Genomic DNA, 16,075 nt, shown 5'->3' with positions numbered 1-16,075 from the left:
TCAAAGGAACCTCATCCACCGGAGTGGACGGGGTATCAACTTCTGGCGTTGATTTTTGGCACGCTGTTGAGTTCTCAAGGAACGGACGCTTCCTTTGTACCGACCCTCTCGGGCTTTCCTCCGGGCTTTCGTTCTGTTCAGAGCCTATCAGGTCTTTTCGGACCCGATTTCCTCTGCGCTTTCCGGGGTCTTCGCTTTCGCGTTTTCCCTTTCCGGCGGTTCCGACTCTACCAGTGCTTTTCCTTCTCTCCGAACCACCGTCCGTCGCACCGGATCGGCGCGTCGAAAAGGAGTGGAGATCGAGATCGTCACTGCTTGAGGAGGAGTCCCGTCCATCGACTGTTCGCGAGATGTTCACGGAACACGTCTCGGCGGGAGTCACGACAGTACAGGCCCCGTGCAGCGCAGGCAAATCCATTCACGCGTATGGTCTAGTCCACCGGTCTAGTCCACTAGTCTCCGTGTCGACGGGTACGCCCGGGCCGAGGCCTGACATCGGGCGAACCTGTACAAGCTGTGCAATATCCTTCACACGAAGAAGCCCCACCCCCTGGGAGGCCCCCATGACCAGCGTGACGTCCCCACTCGCCGGACGCGCCATCGGACTCGCGGCAGTGCCCGACCCGGTGTTCTCCGGCGCGATGGTGGGACCGGGCACGGCCATTGATCCCGTGCGCGAGCCCTCGGAGGCGGTGTCCCCCGTCGACGGTGTGGTCGTCTCCCTGCACCCGCACGCGTACGTCGTCGTCGACGCCGAGGGCCACGGTGTCCTGACGCACCTCGGGATCGACACCGTCCAGCTGAACGGCGAGGGCTTCGAGCTGCTCGTCAACAAGGGCGACACCGTCACCCGTGGTCAGGCCGTGATCCGCTGGAACCCGCGGGCCGTCGAGGAAGCGGGCAAGTCGCCGGTCTGTCCCGTCGTGGCGCTGGAGGCCACCGCCGACTCCCTCGGTGGCCTGGTCGAGGACCGCGACGTCAAGGCCGGCGACGCCCTCTTCAGCTGGCAGTGACGCGTCCGCCTGCTCCGGCGGGCGAGTCGGACATCCACCGCGGCGGCTGCGCCCGCCGCTCAATCGGAGACGGTGAAATGGAGACAACGCTGCGAGGCGTCGGCGTGAGCCACGGTGTGGCGATCGGCGAGGTGCGGCACATGGGTACGGCCGTGCTGGAGCCGCCGGCGAAGCAGATCGCCGCGGACGAGGCGGAGCGCGAACAGGGGCGTGCCCGTCAGGCCGTGGAAGCGGTGTCGGCCGACCTGATGGCGCGCGGCCAGCTGGCGGGCGGCGAGGCCCAGCACGTGCTGGAGGCCCAGGCGATGATCGCCACGGACCCCGAGCTGATGTCGGACGTGGACCGGCGGATCGTCGTCGGCAGCACGGCCGAGCGCGCCGTCTACGACGCGTTCGCGTCCTACCGCGACCTGCTGGCCGGAGCGGGCGAGTACATGGCCGGCCGGGTCGCCGACCTGGACGACGTGCGCAACCGCATCGTGGCCCGCCTGCTGGGCGTGCCGATGCCGGGTGTGCCGGACAGCGACGAGCCGTACGTGCTGATCGCGCGGGACCTGGCCCCCGCGGACACCGCGCTGCTCGACCCGGCGCTCGTGCTCGGCTTCGTGACCGAGGAGGGCGGGCCGACCAGCCACAGCGCGATCCTCGCGCGGGCGCTGGGCGTGCCGGCGATCGTGGCGCTGCCGGGTGCCGGGGAGATCGCCGAGGGCACGGTCATCGCCGTGGACGGCAGCACGGGCGACCTGTTCGTCGAGCCGAGCGCCGAGAAGCGGGCCGAGCTGGAGGCCGCGGCAGCCGAGCGGAAGGCGGCGCTGGCCGCCTCGTCCGGTCCGGGTGCCACCTCCGACGGGCACAAGGTGCCGCTGCTGGCCAACGTGGGCGGGCCGGCGGACGTGCCGGCGGCCGTGGAGGCCGGGGCCGAGGGCGTCGGTCTGTTCCGCACGGAGTTCCTCTTCCTGGACGACAGCAAGAAGGCCCCGTCCGAGGAGAAGCAGATCGAGTCGTACCGCAAGGTGCTCGAAGCCTTCCCCGAGGGCCGGGTGGTCGTGCGTGTGCTGGACGCGGGCGCCGACAAGCCGCTGGACTTCCTGACCCCGGCGGACGAGCCGAACCCGGCGCTGGGCGTGCGCGGTCTGCGGACGCTGCTGGACCACCCGGAGGTGCTGCGCACGCAGCTCACGGCGCTGGCCAAGGCCGCCGAGGGGCTGCCGGTGTACCTGGAGGTCATGGCCCCGATGGTGGCCGACCGGATCGACGCGAAGGCGTTCGCGGACGCCTGCCGTGAGGCCGGTCTGGTGGCGAAGTTCGGTGCGATGGTGGAGATCCCCTCCGCCGCTCTGCGGGCGCGCTCGATCCTGCAGGAGGTCGAGTTCCTGTCGCTGGGCACCAACGACCTCGCGCAGTACGCCTTCGCCGCCGACCGCCAGGTCGGTGCGGTGTCGCGGCTCCAGGACCCCTGGCAGCCGGCGCTGCTCGACCTGATCGCCATGTCGGCCGAGGCCGCCAAGGCGGAGGGCAAGAGCTGCGGCGTCTGCGGTGAGGCGGCGTCGGACCCGCTGCTGGCCTGTGTGCTGACGGGCCTGGGTGTCACCTCCCTGTCGATGGGTTCGGCTTCGATCCCGTACGTGCGGGCGACGCTCGCCAAGTACACGCTCGCGCAGTGCGAGCGCGCGGCCGCCGCCGCACGGGCCGCGGACAGCGCCGAGGAGGCGCGCGTGGCCGCGCAGGCGGTGCTGTCGGGCGAGTAGCCCGGGCGCGCCGTCGTACCGATCGAGGGGCCTTCGCCGGTGGCGGGGGCCCCTCGGTCGTTTCCGTGGCGGGGTGGCTAGCTGTGGGGGCCGGGGCCGTCGACCTCGTAGCCGGCGCAGTATTCGACGCCCGGTTCCGGGGCGACGGGGTCGCCGGTGTCGGCGTCCGTGCAGTAGGCGTCGAAGACGGCGGCGGCGTTCAGGGCGAGCAGGCGGCCGCGGTCCAGGCGCCAGCCGTGGACCCGGTCGCGGAAGCCCTCGGTGGTGCTGCGCAGGACCAGGCCGCCGGGGCCGCCCAGGGCGAGGCCCGCGGCCAGGACGGTCAGGAAGTCGAGTTGGTCGCGGCCCTGGGTGCGGGGCGGGCCGCCGGGTTCGGCGGGGGCTTCGGCGTGCAGGACGGCGGTGAGCTGTTCCTCCTCGGTGGGGATGCTGCAGACGAGGTGGTGGTGGCCGGGGCCGGCTCCGTCGACGAGGCGGCGCAGCAGGGCGGAGGCGCGCTCGAAGGAGGCGCGGCCGATGTCCTCGCCGCAGTCGGCGCACTCCCCGACGCCGGCGAGCACGGCGCCGGCGTACTCCCAGGTGGCCTGGCGGACGGCCGCGTCGACGAGGAGGGGTACGAGTTCCTCGACGGGCTGGCCGGTGTAGGGCAGGGCGGGGCCGCAGGCGAGTTCGGCGGTGAAGCGCGTACGGGTCGGGGCGCTGTCGGGGTCGAGGCCGTGTTCGGCGCAGTAGTCGGCGTACTCGTCGGGGTCGAAGAGGGCGACGGTGGTGTGGATGCCCTGGGCCGCGAGGGAGCGGAGCAGGGCGTCGACGTGGTGGAGGTAGTCGGTGTAGTCGTGGTCGGGGTCGAAGGCGAAGGTGCGGTAGTCCCGCATGGCCGCGAAGTCCCTGGCGTCGGCGAGGAGGCCGACGGTGCTGGGGACCTCGCGGCGCAGCTCACGGCGGAGGCGGGAGGTGGGGCGTGACGGGTCGGGCGTGGTGTTCATGGCTCCCCCTGAGTGGCGCGCCGGGCGGCGCGACGGCTTGCTCACTCAGCGTAACCACGGCCACTGACAGTCACCTCCGGGTGCGGCCGAGCTCCTCGTAGAAGGCGAGCAGGTCCGGGTTGTCGACCGAGCCGGGGTTGACGGCCTTGGCCAGGGGGGTGCCCTGGAGGAGGCGCTTGACCGGGACCTCGATGCGCTTGCCGGTCAGGGTGTGCGGGACGGCCGGGACCTCGATGACCTCGTCGGGCACGTGGCGCGGGGAGAGCTGTTCGCGGATGGTGGCGGCGATCTTCTTGCGGAGGGCCTCGTCGAGGACGGCGCCGGGGGCGAGGTGTACGAAGAGCGGCATCCAGTAGCCTCCGTTCGGCTCCTCCAGGCCGATGACCAGGGACTCCTTGATCTCGGGGAGGCGTTCGACGGCCTCGTAGATGTCGGCGGAGCCCATCCGGACGCCCTGCCGGTTGAGGGTGGAGTCGGAGCGGCCGTGGATGACGACGGAGCCGCGGTCGGTGATCGTGATCCAGTCGCCGTGGCGCCAGACGCCGGGGAACATCTCGAAGTAGCTGTCGCGGTAGCGGCTGCCGTCGGCGTCGTTCCAGAAGTGGATCGGCATGGAGGGCATGGGGGCGGTGACGACGAGCTCGCCGACCTCGCCGGTGAGCGGCTTGCCCGAGGGGTCCCAGGACTGGAGGTCCGTGCCGAGGCAGGCGGCCTGGAGCTCGCCGATGTGGACGGGGAGGGTGGGGACGGCACCGGCGAAGCAGCTGCACACGTCGGTGCCGCCGCTGACGGATGCGATCCACAGGTCGTCGGCGACCTCGTCGTGGAGCCAGCGGAAGCCGTCGGGGGGCAGCGGGGAGCCGGTGGTCGCCACGCACTTGACGGCCGAGAGGTCGAAGTCGCGGGACGGGTGGACCTCGGCCTTCTTGCAGGCCATGACGTAGGCGGCGGAGGTGCCGTAGAGGGTGGCCCCCGTGCGTTCGGCGATGCGCCACTGGGCGCCTGTGTCGGGGAAGCCGGGGCTGCCGTCGTAGAGGACGACGGTGGTGCCGGTGAGCAGGCCGGAAACGAGGAAGTTCCACATCATCCAGCCGGTGGAGGTGTACCAGAAGAACCGGTCCTCCGGCCCGAGGTCGCAGTGCAGGCCGAGCTGCTTGAGGTGTTCGAGGAGGATCCCGCCCTGCGACTGGACGATCGCCTTGGGCGCGCCGGTGGTGCCGGAGGAGTAGAGGATCCACAGCGGGTGGTCGAAGGGGACCGGTTCGAAGACGGGTTCGGCGTCGCCGGAGGTCAGCTCGGACCAGGCACGGGTGCCCTCGGGGGCGGGGGTGCCCAGGAGCGGGATGTGCACGACGGCGCGCAGCGAGGGCAGGCCCGCGCGCAGTTCGGCGACGGTGTCGCGGCGGTCGTGCTGCTTGCCGCCGTAGCGGTAGCCGTCGACGGTGAACAGGACGACGGGTTCGACCTGCTCGAAGCGGTCGAGGACGCTGCGGGCGCCGAAGTCGGGGGCGCAGGAGGTCCAGACGCCGCCGACGGCGGCGGTGGCGAGGAGGGCGACGACCGCTTCGGGGATGTTGGGGAGGTAGCCGCTGACCCGGTCGCCGGGGCGGACGCCGAGGGCGCGCAGCTCGGCGGCGAGGGAGCCGACCTGGCGGCGGAGCTCGGCCCAGGTGACGGGGGTCGGCTCGTGGGTCTCGTCGACGTGGAGGAGGGCGGGGTCGGCGGCGCGGGCGGGGTCCTCGGCGGCGCGCAGGGCGTGCTCGGCGTAGTTGAGGGTGGAGCCGGCGAACCAGCGGGCGCCGGGCATGGCGCGGTCGGCGAGGACGCTCTCGTAGGGGGTGGTGAACCGTACGTCGAACCACTCGGCGACGGCCTGCCAGAAGGTGTCGAGCTCGTCGACGGACCAGCGGTGCAGCGCCGGGTAGCCGCCGTCGGCGGGGGCGTCGAAGCGCTCGGCCGCCCAGGCCTGGAAGGCGGTGACGCGCGCCGCGGCGATCCGGTCGGGGCCCGGGGACCAGAGGGGTTCCGGCTGGGTGGCAGAGGTCATGGGTCGGCTCCCGGTCAAGTCTGTGGCTCGCGCTTCGTGTGCGTACGGTGCCACCGCTGCGGCGGTGTGCGCGCGGCGGCTCACAGGGACGATGCCATGTGATCGACATCCGCACCAGAGCCGTCCCCGGGGCCCGGGGCCTCCTCCGGCCGGCCGGTCCGTGCGTTCCCGGGTGAACGGCAGCTGAACGCCTCCCGCTCGGCCGGGGGCCGGTGGCAGGGTGATCGCCATGGACGGTCGTGAACTGGTGCGTGCGGTGGCGGAGATCGGTACGGCGCGCGGGCGGCGCGCCTGGCGCGCGGCGCTGCGCCACCGCCGGACGGACGCGCGGGGGTTGCCCGCGCGGGGTGCGGAGCGGGCGCGGGTGCCGGGGCTGCTGGAGGGTACGGAGCCGCGGCCGGGCGGGGGCGTGCTGCGGTTCGCGCGCAGCGAGCTGACCGTGCGGGTGGGCGTGGGCGGTGCGGTGTTCTGGGGCTGGGACGGGGCGGCTCCGCAGCCCTCGTACGCGGTGCTGGGCGGGGGGCCGGAGCCCGATCCGCGGGCGGTGCTGGAGCCGGACACCGGGGGCGGCTGGCGGGTGGTCTCGGAGCGGGTCACGGTGGCGGTGTCTCGGCACGGGGCGGTGGAGGTGCGGACCCCGGGCGGGGTGGTGCTGCGGCGGGAGCTGCCGCCGCGCTGGTGGGATCCGGTGGAGGGGGCGGCGCCGGGTGGCTCGCGGTGGCTCCAGCGGGCGGAGGTGCCGGCGGACGCCCGGTTCTTCGGGCTGGGCGGGCGGGCGCGGGGGCCGCGGCTGCGGGACGGGGAGTACCGGCTGTGGAACACCGACCCGAAGGGCGGCTTCGGGCCGGGCACCGATCCGCTGTACATCACGATGCCGGTGCAGGTGGTGGTCGCGGACGCGGGGACGCACCTGGCGTTCTACGACAACACCTGGGACGGGCGGGTCGTGCTGCGCGAGGGCGAGGAGGGGGCCGGTTCGGGGGCGGACCGGCCCGGGTCGAGCGAGCTGCGCCTGGAGGGCGGCCCGCCGCGGTGCTGGGTGCTGCCGGGGCCCCCGGCGCGGGTGGCGCAGGGATGGGCGGGGCTGACGGGGGCGCCGGCGGTGCCGCCGGAGTGGGCGCTGGGGTACCAGCACGCGCGGTGGGGCTTCGGGGGCGAGGCGGAGGTGCGGCGGGTGGTGGCCGGGTACGCGGAGCGGGGGCTGGCGCTGTCGGCGGTGCACCTGGACATCGACCACTACGACGGGCACCGGGTGTTCACGGTGGACCGCGAGGCGTTCCCTGACCTGCCGGGGCTGGCCGGGGAGCTGGGCGCGGCCGGGGTGCGGCTGGTGTCGATCGTGGACCCGGCGGTGAAGGCGGGGGACGCGGTGCACACGGCGGGGCTGGAGGTCGGGCCGCACGGGGCGTTCGTACGGGACGGGACGGGGCGGGAGGTGCGGGGTGAGGTCTGGCCGGGTGAGTGCGCCTACCCGGACTTCACGGATCCGGCGGTGCGGGAGTGGTGGGGCGGGCTGTACGGGGAGCGGCTCGCGCAGGGGTTCTCCGGGTTCTGGCACGACATGAACGAGCCGGTGTCGTTCGCGCCGTGGGGGGACGCGTCGCTGCCCCGGTCGGCGCGGCACGTGCTGGAGGGGGCGGGCGGCGACCACCGCGAGGGGCACAACGTGTACGCGCTGGGGATGGCGCGGGCGGGGTGGGAGGGGCTGGTGCGGCTGCGGCCGGCCGAGCGGCCGTTCCTGTTCTCCCGGTCGGGGTGGGCGGGCATGCAGCGGTACGGGGGCACGTGGTCCGGTGACGTGGAGAGCAGCTGGGAGGGGCTGCGGGCGTCGCTGGCGCTGGTGCTGGGGCTCGGGCTGTGCGGGGTGCCGTACTCGGGGCCGGACGTGGGGGGTTTCGGGGGTTCGCCGTCACCGGAGCTGTACCTGCGGTGGCTGGAGCTGGGGGCGTACCTGCCGCTGTTCCGGACGCATTCCGCGATCTGGGCGGGGCGGCGGGAGCCGTGGGAGTTCGGGCCGGAGGCGGCGGAGGGCGCGGCTCGGGTGCTGGCGGAGCGGGAGCGGCTGCGGCCGTACTTCGTGACGCTGGCGCACCTGGCGCGGCGGACGGGGGCGCCGTACGTGCGGCCGGTGTGGTGGGGGTCGCCGGAGGACCGGCGGCTGCGGGACTGCGAGGACGCGTTCCTGCTGGGGGACGCGCTGCTGGTGGCGCCGGTGCTGGAGTGCGGGGCGGACCGGCGGGCGGTGCGGTTGCCGCGGGGGCGCTGGTACGACACGGCGACGGGTGCGGCGCACGAGGGGCCGGGGCAGGTGCTGCTGGACGCCCCGGTCGGGCGCGCGCCGGTGCTGGCGCGGGCGGGGTCGGTGCTGCCGGTGCGGCGCGGGGACGGGTCGGTGGGCCTGGAGGCGTGGGCTCCGGCGCGGGGGCGGACCGGGGGCGGGCTGGTCGTCCGGGATCCGGGGGCGGGGTTCGAGGCGGGCGAGGTGGAGCGGTACACCGTGCGGTGGGCCGGGGAGGCTGTGGTGGTGGAGGACGCGGCGGGCGGGGTGGTGAGCGGGGTGGAGGTGCGGGGGGTGTAGGCCGGCGGCGCCGGGCGGTCTGCGGGGCCGGGGGCCGGCGGGGCAGTTCCCGTTGTCCTGGCCGAGCGGTTCGCGGGGCCGGGCGTGGGGCCGGGCCGTCTTCAGGCGTAGTGGCCCGCGAACCAGGAGGCGGCCGCCCTGGTGTGGAGGGGGAAGGCCAGTTCCGTCGGGGCGTGAAGGACGTGCCAGCCCGTCGTCTCGTCGGTGGGGCGCGAGGGCGGGAGGGCCGTGGCCGGGCGGGGCGGGAGGAGGCCGAAGACGAGGAGGTGGCCGTGGGGGGAGCTGAGGACGTCGGCGAGGGCCACCTCGGAGGCGGGGGCCTCGATGCCGGTCTCCTCGCGGAGTTCGCGGGCCACGGCCTCGCGCCAGTCCTCGCCGAAGTCGACGAATCCGCCGGGCAGGGCGATGCCGCCCTTCGCGGGTTCGATCGTGCGGGTGATGACCACCAGGCCGGTTCCCGAGGCGTCCTCGACGGGGAGCAGGGCCACGGCGACCGGGAGCGGGTTGCGGTAGGCGACGGTGGCGCACGCGGGGCACGCGCGGGGCCAGTCGGTGGTGTCGAACGGCGCTCCGCAGGTGGAGCAGTGCGAGTCCCTCAGCTGTGCCGGCATGCGGTGATCGTATGCCAAGGGCCCGCGGGTCGCCGCTGGTTGGCTTCCCTTCCCGCTGTGCTGCCGGCGTTCCGCGTGGCAGACTTCTGACGGTTCGTCAGGTCTGCGTCGAGGGAGGCGTCTTGGCACGCACACGTACACCCGTGGTGAGCGGATGGTTCGCCGACGGGCCGGACGGGTTCCGGCTGCTCGGGACGGAGTGCTCCGCCTGTACGGCGGTGTTCTTCCCGCGCGAGGACGCGTACTGCCGCAATCCGCACTGCCCCGGCGGCGGTGCGCTCGCGGAGGTTCCGCTGTCGCCGCGCGGGCGGGTCTGGTCGTACACCGACGGGCGCTACCGGCCGCCCGCCCCCTACGTGTCCGACCCGGACGCGCCCTGGGAGCCGTACACGCTCGTCGCGGTGGAGCTGGAGGCCGAGGGGATGGTCGTGCTCGGGCAGGCGGCGCCCGGGGTGACGGTGGCCGACCTGGCGGTCGGCATGGAGGTGGAGGTGGTCGCCGGGGTGCTCGACGAGGACGCCGGGACCACCTGGACGACCTGGTGGTTCAGGCCCGTGGAGGGGGCGCGGTGAGCGGGGAGGTCGCCGTCCTGGGCGCCGGCATGCACCCGTGGGGCAAGTGGGGGCGGAGCTTCGTCGAGTACGGGCGGGCCGCCGCCCGGGCGGCGCTGGCCGACGCCGGGCTGGAGTGGACGGACGTGGAGTCCGTGGTCGGCGCCGACACCGTGCGCGGCGGCTACCCGGGCTATGTCGCCGGGGCCACCTTCGCGCGGGCGCTCGGCTGGCAGGGCGCCCGGGTGACCAGCGTCTACGCCGCCTGCGCCTCCGGGGCCCAGGCCATCGGGACCGCCCGGGCGCAGATCCTGGCCGGGCTGGCGGACGTGGTGCTGGTGGTGGGCGCGGACGCCGCGCCGAAGGGGTTCTTCGCCCCGGCCGGCGGCGACCGGCCGGACGACCCGGACTGGCTGCGGTTCCGCGTGCTGGGGGCGACGAACCCGGCGTACTTCGCGCTGTACGCGCGCCGCCGGATGGCCCTGTACGGGGATACCGGGGAGGACTTCGCGCAGGTCAAGGTGAAGAACGCGGCGGCCGGGGCGCTCAACCCGAACGCCCGCTACCGCAAGGCGGTGACGGCCGAGGAGGTGGCGGCCTCGGCGGTGGTCGCCGATCCGCTGCGGCTGCTGGACATCTGCGCGACCTCCGACGGGGGCGCGGCGCTGGTGCTGAGCAGCATGGACTTCGCGCGGGCGCGCGGGGTGGCCGCGCCGGTGCGGATCCGGGCGGTGTCGACGGTGACGCCCACGTATCCGCGTACCGTGCTCGACCTGCCGGACATCGCGACCGATTCGGCGGTGGCGGTGGCGCCGGCGGAGGGCTCCTTCCGGGCGTCGATCGCCCGGGCGGCGTACGAGGAGGCGGGGCTGGGGCCGCGGGACCTGTCGCTGGCCGAGGTGTACGACCTGTCGACGGCGCTGGAGCTGGAGTGGTACGAGGACATCGGCCTGTGCGGTGAGGGCGAGGGGGCCAAGCTCGTCCGGGAGGGGGCGACCGCGCTCGGCGGGCGGGTGCCCGTCAACGCGAGCGGCGGGCTGGCCTCCTTCGGGGAGGCGGTGCCGGCGCAGGCGATCGCCCAGGTGTGCGAGCTGACGTGGCAGCTGCGGGGGACGGCCGGGGCGCGGCAGGTGCCCGGGGCGCGGGTGGGGATCACCGCGAACCAGGGGCTGTTCGGGCACGGTTCGGCCGTCGTGGCGGTGCGCTGAGAAGTGCCGGGTGCCCTTCACCAGCGGGCGGGCCGGGCCGGGAGAAGTGCTGCCGCCGGGGTGCTTGACGCCCCCCGGCGGCGGGTTCACACTCTCCCCACGGTCCCGCGCCGGGACCCCCGCAGCCCCCCATGAGAGCCGCGGCCCGTACCCCAGTCGGCGGGGGTACGGGCCGCCTCCAGGCGGGCCGCCTCCCCGCGGGCCGTCAGGTCCGACTCCGGCCGTCAGGCTCCGGCCGTCAGGCTCGCCCGCCGGGCCCGGGCCAGCGACATGGCGTGTTCCACGACTCCCACCAGCACGTCCTTGACCGACTCGCGGTCGCGGGCGTCGCAGAGCAGCACCGGCACCTCGGGGTCGAGGTCGAGGGCCTCGCGGATGGTCACCACGGGGTGGCGGTCGGCCCCGTCGAAGCAGTTGACGGCGACGAGGAAGGGCAGGCCGCGCCGTTCGAAGTAGTCGACGGCGGCGAAGCAGTCGGCGAGGCGGCGGGTGTCGGCCAGGACGACGGCGCCGAGCGAGCCCTGCGCGAGCTCGTCCCACAGGAACCAGAAGCGGTCCTGCCCCGGGGTCCCGAAGAGGTAGAGCACCAGGTCCTCGCGGAGGGTGATGCGGCCGAAGTCCATGGCCACCGTCGTGGTGTTCTTGGCCTCCACTCCCCCGGTGTCGTCGACGGCGGCGCCCGGCTCGGAGAGGGTCTCCTCCGTGCGCAGCGGACGGATCTCGCTCACGGCGCTGACCAGGGTGGTCTTGCCCGCCCCGAAGCCTCCCGCGACCAGGATCTTCAGAGTCAGCGGCTCGACCGGCGACACGGCGTGCATCGCACCCGTGCGGCTAGAGCGCCCGAAGGCCATCGATCACCTCACGCAGAATGGATTCGTCGGGCAGTTCGGCCGGGGGGACCGGCCGGTTCACGTGGACCAGTGCGTCGTCGACGAGGTCGCCGATGAGGACCCGGACGACGCCGACGGCGAGGTCCAGGTCCGCGGCGAGTTCGGCGACGGACTGGGGGCGTTCCCGGCACAGCCCGAGGATGTGGGCGTGTTCCGGGGACAGGGTCAGGTCCCAGACCGGATCGTCGGCGGCCGGTTCGGCGACGACGAGGGCGATCAGGTCGAGGCGGTGCTGGGCGGCGTGCCGGGTCCGGCCGCGGGTCATGGCGTACGGGCGGACGACGGGCCCGGCTTCGTCGTCGAACCAGTGCGGGTGGCCGCTCCCGTCCGCCGCGCCGGCGGGCTCGGCGGGTTCCGGGGCGTTCGGGAGGTGGTCGTGGCCTGGATCGCTCATACGGTCCGACTCACCCTCCGGCTGGCAGCCCGGTGCGCGGGGCGGTCGCCAGGTGGTCGCCGACGCGCTTGACCATGAGGGTCATCTCGTACGCGACCTGGCCCACGTCGGAGTCGGAGTCGGAGAGCACGGCCAGGCAGCTGCCGTCGCCGGCGGCCATGACGAACAGGAAGGCCTCGTCGAGCTCGACGACGGTCTGGCGGACCCGCCCGGAGTCGAAGTGCCGGCCGACGCCCTTGGCGAGGCTGTGGAAGCCGGAGGCCACGGCCGCCAGGTGCTCGCTGTCCTCGCGGGTCAGGTCCTTGGAGCTGCCCGTGGGCAGGCCGTCGCCGGAGAGGACCACCGCCTTGCGGATGCTGGCGACCTTGTCGACGAGTTCGTCGAGGAGCCAGTTGAGCGGGCCGGGGCCGCGGCCCCTGCTGTCGTTTCCGTTCTGCGGTGCGGTCATCGACCGTCCCCTTCGTTCTCGTGCGCGGGACCGTGGGCGGCGGGGGTGCCGTCCCCGGTCTCGGACTGCTGCGGTGCGTGCTGCCGGTCTTGCTGCTGTGCGTACTGTTCGCGGCCCGCCGTCCAGCCGCGCTGGAGCGCGGACATACGGGCGCGTACGTCCTCCGCGTCGCGGTCGGTCTGCGGCGCCGCGGGGGCTTCGGGCTCGGCGGGGGCCGGACCGTTCTTCAACTGGGGCGCGAGGTTCGCCTGGCGGACCCGGCGGGGCAGTCCGCCCGGGCCGGCCGCCGTACGGGGCTCCTCGGGGCCGGTCCGCGGACGGTCCGGGGCCTTCACTCCGGCCGGGCGGGGCTCGACGCGGCGGCCGTGCTCGGCGACCAGCGTCGGGGTCGGGCGCCGGCGCGGCAGCGGGACGGCTCCGGAGCGGGGGCCCTCCGGGCGGACCGCGTCCAGGTGCGGGCGCTCGGCGCGGACCGGGCCCGTGGGCGCCGCGGGGTCACGGTCGGCGCCGCCGCGGGGGCGGGCGCCGGCGGCCTCCGGGCCGGCCTCGCGGGCCGGGCCCCGGTCACGGTGGCGGTCGGTGCCGCGGTCGCGGATCCGGTCGCCCTTCCAGGCCCCGCTCTCGCCGCCGCGCCGGTCGCCGTCGGGGCGGCCCGCGGAGCCCAGGCCCAGCAGGGCGCTGCGCGGGGTGCCGCCGGGCGGGGTCTCGTCGTCGAGGGTGGCCATGGGCGGGCGGCCGCCGGCACCGGCGACGCCGGTGATGGTGTCCTCCATGTCGTCGATCCCGTCGAGGCCGTCCGGCCCCTCCAGGCCGAGGAGGCCGAGCGGGCCCTCCAGCTCGACCGGGCCGTTGAGCACGCCGGCGGGCAGCGGGCGGCCGGACACGGCACGGTCCAGGGCGGTGGGCCCGGTGCGGCCGGAGCCCCGGGCGCCGGCGGCGGTCTTGACGCCCTTGACCGCGGCGTGGCCCTTGGCGGCCCGTACGGCGTCGAGGCGGATGCCGCTGCCGTTGGTGTCGGGGGCGTCGGTGAGGAGCTCGGCCGGGAGGAAGACGACCGCGGTGGTGCCTCCGTACGGGCTGGGCTGGAGGGCCACCTTGATGCTGTGGCGGCGGGCGAGCCGGCTGACCACGAACAGGCCGAGGCGGTCGGTGTCGGAGAGCTCGAACTCGGGGGTCTCGGCGAGCCGGAGGTTCGCGTCGAGCAGGGCTTCGGGGTTCATGCCGAGGCCGCGGTCGTGGATCTCCAGGGTGAAGCCGTTGGCGACGCGTTCGCCGTGGACCTGGACGGCGGTGTGCGGGGGCGAGAACACCGTGGCGTTCTCCAGGAGTTCGGCGACCAGGTGGGTGACGTCGGCGACGGCCGGGCCCTCGATGCCGATGCGCGCCAGGCGGCGCACCTCGATGCGCTCGTAGTCCTCGACCTCGGCGACGGCGGCCCGTACGACGTCCATCAGCTGGACGGGCTTGCGCCACTGGCGGGAGGGGGCGGCGCCGGAGAGGATCACCAGGCCCTCGGCGTGGCGGCGCATGCGGGTGGTCATGTGGTCGAGGCGGAAGAGGTCGGCGAGCTCCTCGGTGTCCTCGGTGCGCCGCTCCATGGTGTCGAGCAGGGTCAGCTGGCGGTGCAGCAGCACCTGGTTGCGGCGGGCCAGGTTGACGAACACCTCGGAGACACCGCGACGGAGCTCCGCCTGCTTGACGGCGGCCTCGACGGCGGCGCGCTGGAGGCTGTTGAGGGCCAGGGCGACCTGGCCGACCTCGTCCTTCTCGAACTCCAGGCGGGGCGCCTCGGTCTCCACGTCCACGGTCTCGCCGGCGGCGAGGCGGCGCATGACGCTCGGCAGGCGGACGCCGGAGGCCTCGTGGGCGTCCTTGCGGAGCTGGGAGAGGTCGCGGACCAGGTCGCGGCCGATGCGGACGGAGAGGAAGAGGGAGAAGGCCAGGGCGATGAAGCCGAGGACGCCGGCGAGGGCGGCCTGGACGAGGACGCCCAGCGCGACGGGTTCGACGCGCTTCTGGTAGCGGTCGCCGGCGGCGGTGCCCATGGTGGCGAGGTCGTCGAGGACCTTGCGGGCGGCGGCGTCCCACTGGGCGGCGGTCACGGTGCGCGGGTTCTTGACGGCGCCCGCGGTGATGAACCGTTCCTCCGTGTCGCGCAGCGCCTTGCTCTCGGGGCCGTTCCAGTACTGCTCGAAGAGGCCCCGGTCGTCGGCCGGGAGGATCGCGAGGTTGAAGTCGTAGAGCAGGTCGCGGTGGGCGACGAAGGTGGAGACGCGGCGGACGTCGCCCGCGGAGACGTTGCCGGCGGCGAGGGCGGAGGCGATGACCGCGTCCTCGCGCGAGAGGGTCTCGCGGGCGCGGGTGATGCCGACGAGGGCGCGGCCCTGCTTGTCCATCTCCACATTCTCCAGGGCGTGGAGGTTCATGAGGAAGTCGTAGCTGGGGTCGACGAGCCGGCTGTAGAGGTCGAGGGCCTGGGTCGGGTCCAGGCTGCCGGCGTCCACGGAGCGGCGCAGGGCGGCGATGCCGTGGAAGGCTTCGAGGATCGACCTCAGGCGCTGCTTGTTGGCGGAGCTGAGCTCGTCGAGGACCTCGGGGTCGGTCGCGTTCGCGGTGATCTTGCGGATCATCCCGTCGGTCGCGGCGCGGCTGCGGGCGAGCTCGGCGGTGGCCGCGGCGGCGCGCGGGTCGCCGATGACGACGAGGGTCTGGCGGCGCTCCTTCTGGACGACGCGGACGACGTCCTCGATGGGGTAGCCGACCTTGTCGATGACGTACGCGACGTCGAGCAGCTGCACGGCCTCGCGGCCGGTGATCACCGTCGAAAAGCCCCAGAGGGCGGTCAGGGAGACGAGCGGCACCAGGAGCAACGCCACGATCTTCCGGCGGATCGACTTCCCGCGAAAGCGCATGGCCTCCCCAGCCTCCCCCAGCTCAACCCCGTTGTGGGGGGTCGGTGTTCCGTCATTTAAACGGCGTGAGCCTACTACTGCCACGGAGCGGCCTCGAAGGCGTGTCCGGACGTTTTCGGCCTGACCGCTCGGCGAAGATCACGAGTTGTCCGTTACTTCCGGTCAAGTCCGGCCCGATATGTGGCAGATGACACTTGGTGGGGCGTCAGTTCCCCTGTTCGGAGGGATGGCTGGAATTCTCCGATCCGGAACGCCCGTGAGCAGCTGGTCCGTCCGGGATGCGGGAATCTCCGGGTGGGGTCGTTCGTTGGGTTCGGGAGCGAGCGGAGCGGACCATGAGGATGTACGACGAAGAGGACGGATCGGTGTCCGAGGCCGGCGGGCGGGGCCTGTGGGTGGAGGTGCCGGCCCGCCGGCGGCGCATGCCGGATCCCGTGCGGGCGTCGGCGGTGCGGGCGGTGCTGGTCGTGGCGGTGACGCTGACGGACGCGTCGGCGACGTTCTTCCTGGTGCTGACGGGGTCGTGGCTGGCGCTGCCGATGGTGCTCGGGGGGATAGCGGGCACGGTGGTGGCGACGTGGGCCGTGCTGGACGTGTGGATCACGCGGCAGATGTGGAACCAGCGGTACGGGGTGGTGTCGGAGCCGAGCAGCGCGGTGCGGGGGCGCTGACGCGGCGGCGCCGGCGGG

13 protein-coding genes are annotated in these 16,075 nt (G+C 74.2%); 6 read left to right on the top strand and 7 right to left on the bottom strand.

Features of this window, described 5'->3' with window-relative positions; all coding sequences use genetic code 11:
• Positions 1-563 precede the first annotated feature (563 nt).
• Both ACZ5NJ_RS28480 and ptsP read left to right on the top strand, forming a co-directional pair.
• Positions 564-1,013 carry a PTS sugar transporter subunit IIA gene (locus tag ACZ5NJ_RS28480; protein ID WP_468768390.1) on the top strand — a complete coding sequence of 150 codons (450 nt, stop codon included), beginning with the start codon at positions 564-566 and terminating at the stop codon, positions 1,011-1,013.
• 77 nt (positions 1,014-1,090) lie between these two features.
• The gene (gene ptsP / locus ACZ5NJ_RS28475; RefSeq protein WP_468768388.1) at positions 1,091-2,761 is read left to right on the top strand and encodes a phosphoenolpyruvate--protein phosphotransferase; all 1,671 of its coding nucleotides are present in this window, start codon (positions 1,091-1,093) and stop codon (positions 2,759-2,761) included.
• 77 nt (positions 2,762-2,838) lie between these two features.
• Here ptsP and ACZ5NJ_RS28470 read toward each other — a convergent pair whose 3' ends face one another.
• Positions 2,839-3,747: a hypothetical protein gene (locus tag ACZ5NJ_RS28470; RefSeq protein ID WP_468768386.1), complete on the bottom strand. Its 909-nt coding sequence runs from the start codon at positions 3,745-3,747 to the stop codon at positions 2,839-2,841.
• Between the two features lie 70 nt (positions 3,748-3,817).
• Positions 3,818-5,794: an acetoacetate--CoA ligase gene (locus ACZ5NJ_RS28465; RefSeq protein ID WP_468768384.1), complete on the bottom strand. Its 1,977-nt coding sequence runs from the start codon at positions 5,792-5,794 to the stop codon at positions 3,818-3,820.
• A 229-nt stretch (positions 5,795-6,023) separates the two neighbouring features.
• Here ACZ5NJ_RS28465 and ACZ5NJ_RS28460 point away from each other — a divergent pair, with 229 nt between their 5' ends.
• On the top strand, positions 6,024-8,372 hold the full coding sequence (locus ACZ5NJ_RS28460; RefSeq protein WP_468768382.1) for a glycoside hydrolase family 31 protein: 2,349 nt from the start codon (positions 6,024-6,026) through the stop codon (positions 8,370-8,372).
• A gap of 101 nt (positions 8,373-8,473) precedes the next feature.
• Here the strand turns inward: ACZ5NJ_RS28460 and ACZ5NJ_RS28455 are convergent, their stop codons facing one another.
• The gene (locus tag ACZ5NJ_RS28455; RefSeq protein ID WP_468768379.1) at positions 8,474-8,983 is read right to left on the bottom strand and encodes an NUDIX domain-containing protein; all 510 of its coding nucleotides are present in this window, start codon (positions 8,981-8,983) and stop codon (positions 8,474-8,476) included.
• 122 nt (positions 8,984-9,105) lie between these two features.
• Between ACZ5NJ_RS28455 and ACZ5NJ_RS28450 the strand changes: the two genes are divergently transcribed.
• Positions 9,106-9,555 (top strand): Zn-ribbon domain-containing OB-fold protein, encoded by a 450-nt coding sequence (locus tag ACZ5NJ_RS28450; protein ID WP_468768378.1) that lies wholly within the window; start codon positions 9,106-9,108, stop codon positions 9,553-9,555.
• Complete coding sequence (locus ACZ5NJ_RS28445; RefSeq protein WP_468768377.1) at positions 9,552-10,742, top strand: lipid-transfer protein; 1,191 nt, start codon at positions 9,552-9,554, stop codon at positions 10,740-10,742. Before ACZ5NJ_RS28450 ends, ACZ5NJ_RS28445 begins: the two co-directional genes overlap by 4 nt.
• 224 nt (positions 10,743-10,966) lie before the next feature.
• Here ACZ5NJ_RS28445 and ACZ5NJ_RS28440 read toward each other — a convergent pair whose 3' ends face one another.
• From ACZ5NJ_RS28440 to ACZ5NJ_RS28425, 4 genes are read right to left on the bottom strand one after another with little or no spacing between them, the layout of a single operon-like run.
• Entirely contained in the window at positions 10,967-11,593 is a 627-nt protein-coding gene (locus tag ACZ5NJ_RS28440; RefSeq protein ID WP_468768375.1) for a GTP-binding protein, read from the bottom strand.
• A complete protein-coding gene (locus tag ACZ5NJ_RS28435; RefSeq protein WP_468768374.1) occupies positions 11,574-12,026 on the bottom strand; it encodes a DUF742 domain-containing protein in 453 nt (150 codons plus the stop codon). The genes ACZ5NJ_RS28440 and ACZ5NJ_RS28435 overlap by 20 nt, the downstream gene beginning before the upstream one ends.
• 10 nt (positions 12,027-12,036) lie before the next feature.
• Positions 12,037-12,474, bottom strand: coding sequence for a roadblock/LC7 domain-containing protein (locus tag ACZ5NJ_RS28430; protein WP_100865124.1), 438 nt, complete (start codon positions 12,472-12,474; stop codon positions 12,037-12,039).
• Positions 12,471-15,386, bottom strand: a complete 2,916-nt coding sequence (locus ACZ5NJ_RS28425; protein ID WP_468768371.1) for a sensor histidine kinase — start codon at positions 15,384-15,386, stop codon at positions 12,471-12,473. The genes ACZ5NJ_RS28430 and ACZ5NJ_RS28425 overlap by 4 nt, the downstream gene beginning before the upstream one ends.
• Positions 15,387-15,721: 335 nt before the next feature.
• Between ACZ5NJ_RS28425 and ACZ5NJ_RS28420 the strand changes: the two genes are divergently transcribed.
• On the top strand, positions 15,722-16,057 hold the full coding sequence (locus tag ACZ5NJ_RS28420) for a hypothetical protein (protein ID WP_468768370.1): 336 nt from the start codon (positions 15,722-15,724) through the stop codon (positions 16,055-16,057).
• Positions 16,058-16,075: the final 18 nt, after the last annotated feature.

The sequence above is a fragment of the Streptomyces sp. NPDC032091 genome, from assembly GCF_055580265.1.
This window is presented reverse-complemented; position numbering and strand designations above follow the sequence as displayed.

What these genes read in the sequence shown, in the direction of transcription:
- ACZ5NJ_RS28440 (WP_468768375.1), bottom strand. Translation starts at nt 11,593, where the DNA reads ATGGCCTTCGGGCGCTCTAGCCGCACGGGTGCGATGCACGCCGTGTCG.
- ACZ5NJ_RS28430 (WP_100865124.1), bottom strand. Translation starts at nt 12,474, where the DNA reads ATGACCGCACCGCAGAACGGAAACGACAGCAGGGGCCGCGGCCCCGGC.
- ACZ5NJ_RS28460 (WP_468768382.1), top strand. Translation starts at nt 6,024, where the DNA reads ATGGACGGTCGTGAACTGGTGCGTGCGGTGGCGGAGATCGGTACGGCG.
- ACZ5NJ_RS28455 (WP_468768379.1), bottom strand. Translation starts at nt 8,983, where the DNA reads ATGCCGGCACAGCTGAGGGACTCGCACTGCTCCACCTGCGGAGCGCCG.
- ACZ5NJ_RS28435 (WP_468768374.1), bottom strand. Translation starts at nt 12,026, where the DNA reads ATGAGCGATCCAGGCCACGACCACCTCCCGAACGCCCCGGAACCCGCC.
- ACZ5NJ_RS28480 (WP_468768390.1), top strand. Translation starts at nt 564, where the DNA reads ATGACCAGCGTGACGTCCCCACTCGCCGGACGCGCCATCGGACTCGCG.
- ACZ5NJ_RS28470 (WP_468768386.1), bottom strand. Translation starts at nt 3,747, where the DNA reads ATGAACACCACGCCCGACCCGTCACGCCCCACCTCCCGCCTCCGCCGT.
- ACZ5NJ_RS28465 (WP_468768384.1), bottom strand. Translation starts at nt 5,794, where the DNA reads ATGACCTCTGCCACCCAGCCGGAACCCCTCTGGTCCCCGGGCCCCGAC.
- ACZ5NJ_RS28420 (WP_468768370.1), top strand. Translation starts at nt 15,722, where the DNA reads ATGAGGATGTACGACGAAGAGGACGGATCGGTGTCCGAGGCCGGCGGG.
- ACZ5NJ_RS28425 (WP_468768371.1), bottom strand. Translation starts at nt 15,386, where the DNA reads ATGCGCTTTCGCGGGAAGTCGATCCGCCGGAAGATCGTGGCGTTGCTC.
- ptsP (WP_468768388.1), top strand. Translation starts at nt 1,091, where the DNA reads ATGGAGACAACGCTGCGAGGCGTCGGCGTGAGCCACGGTGTGGCGATC.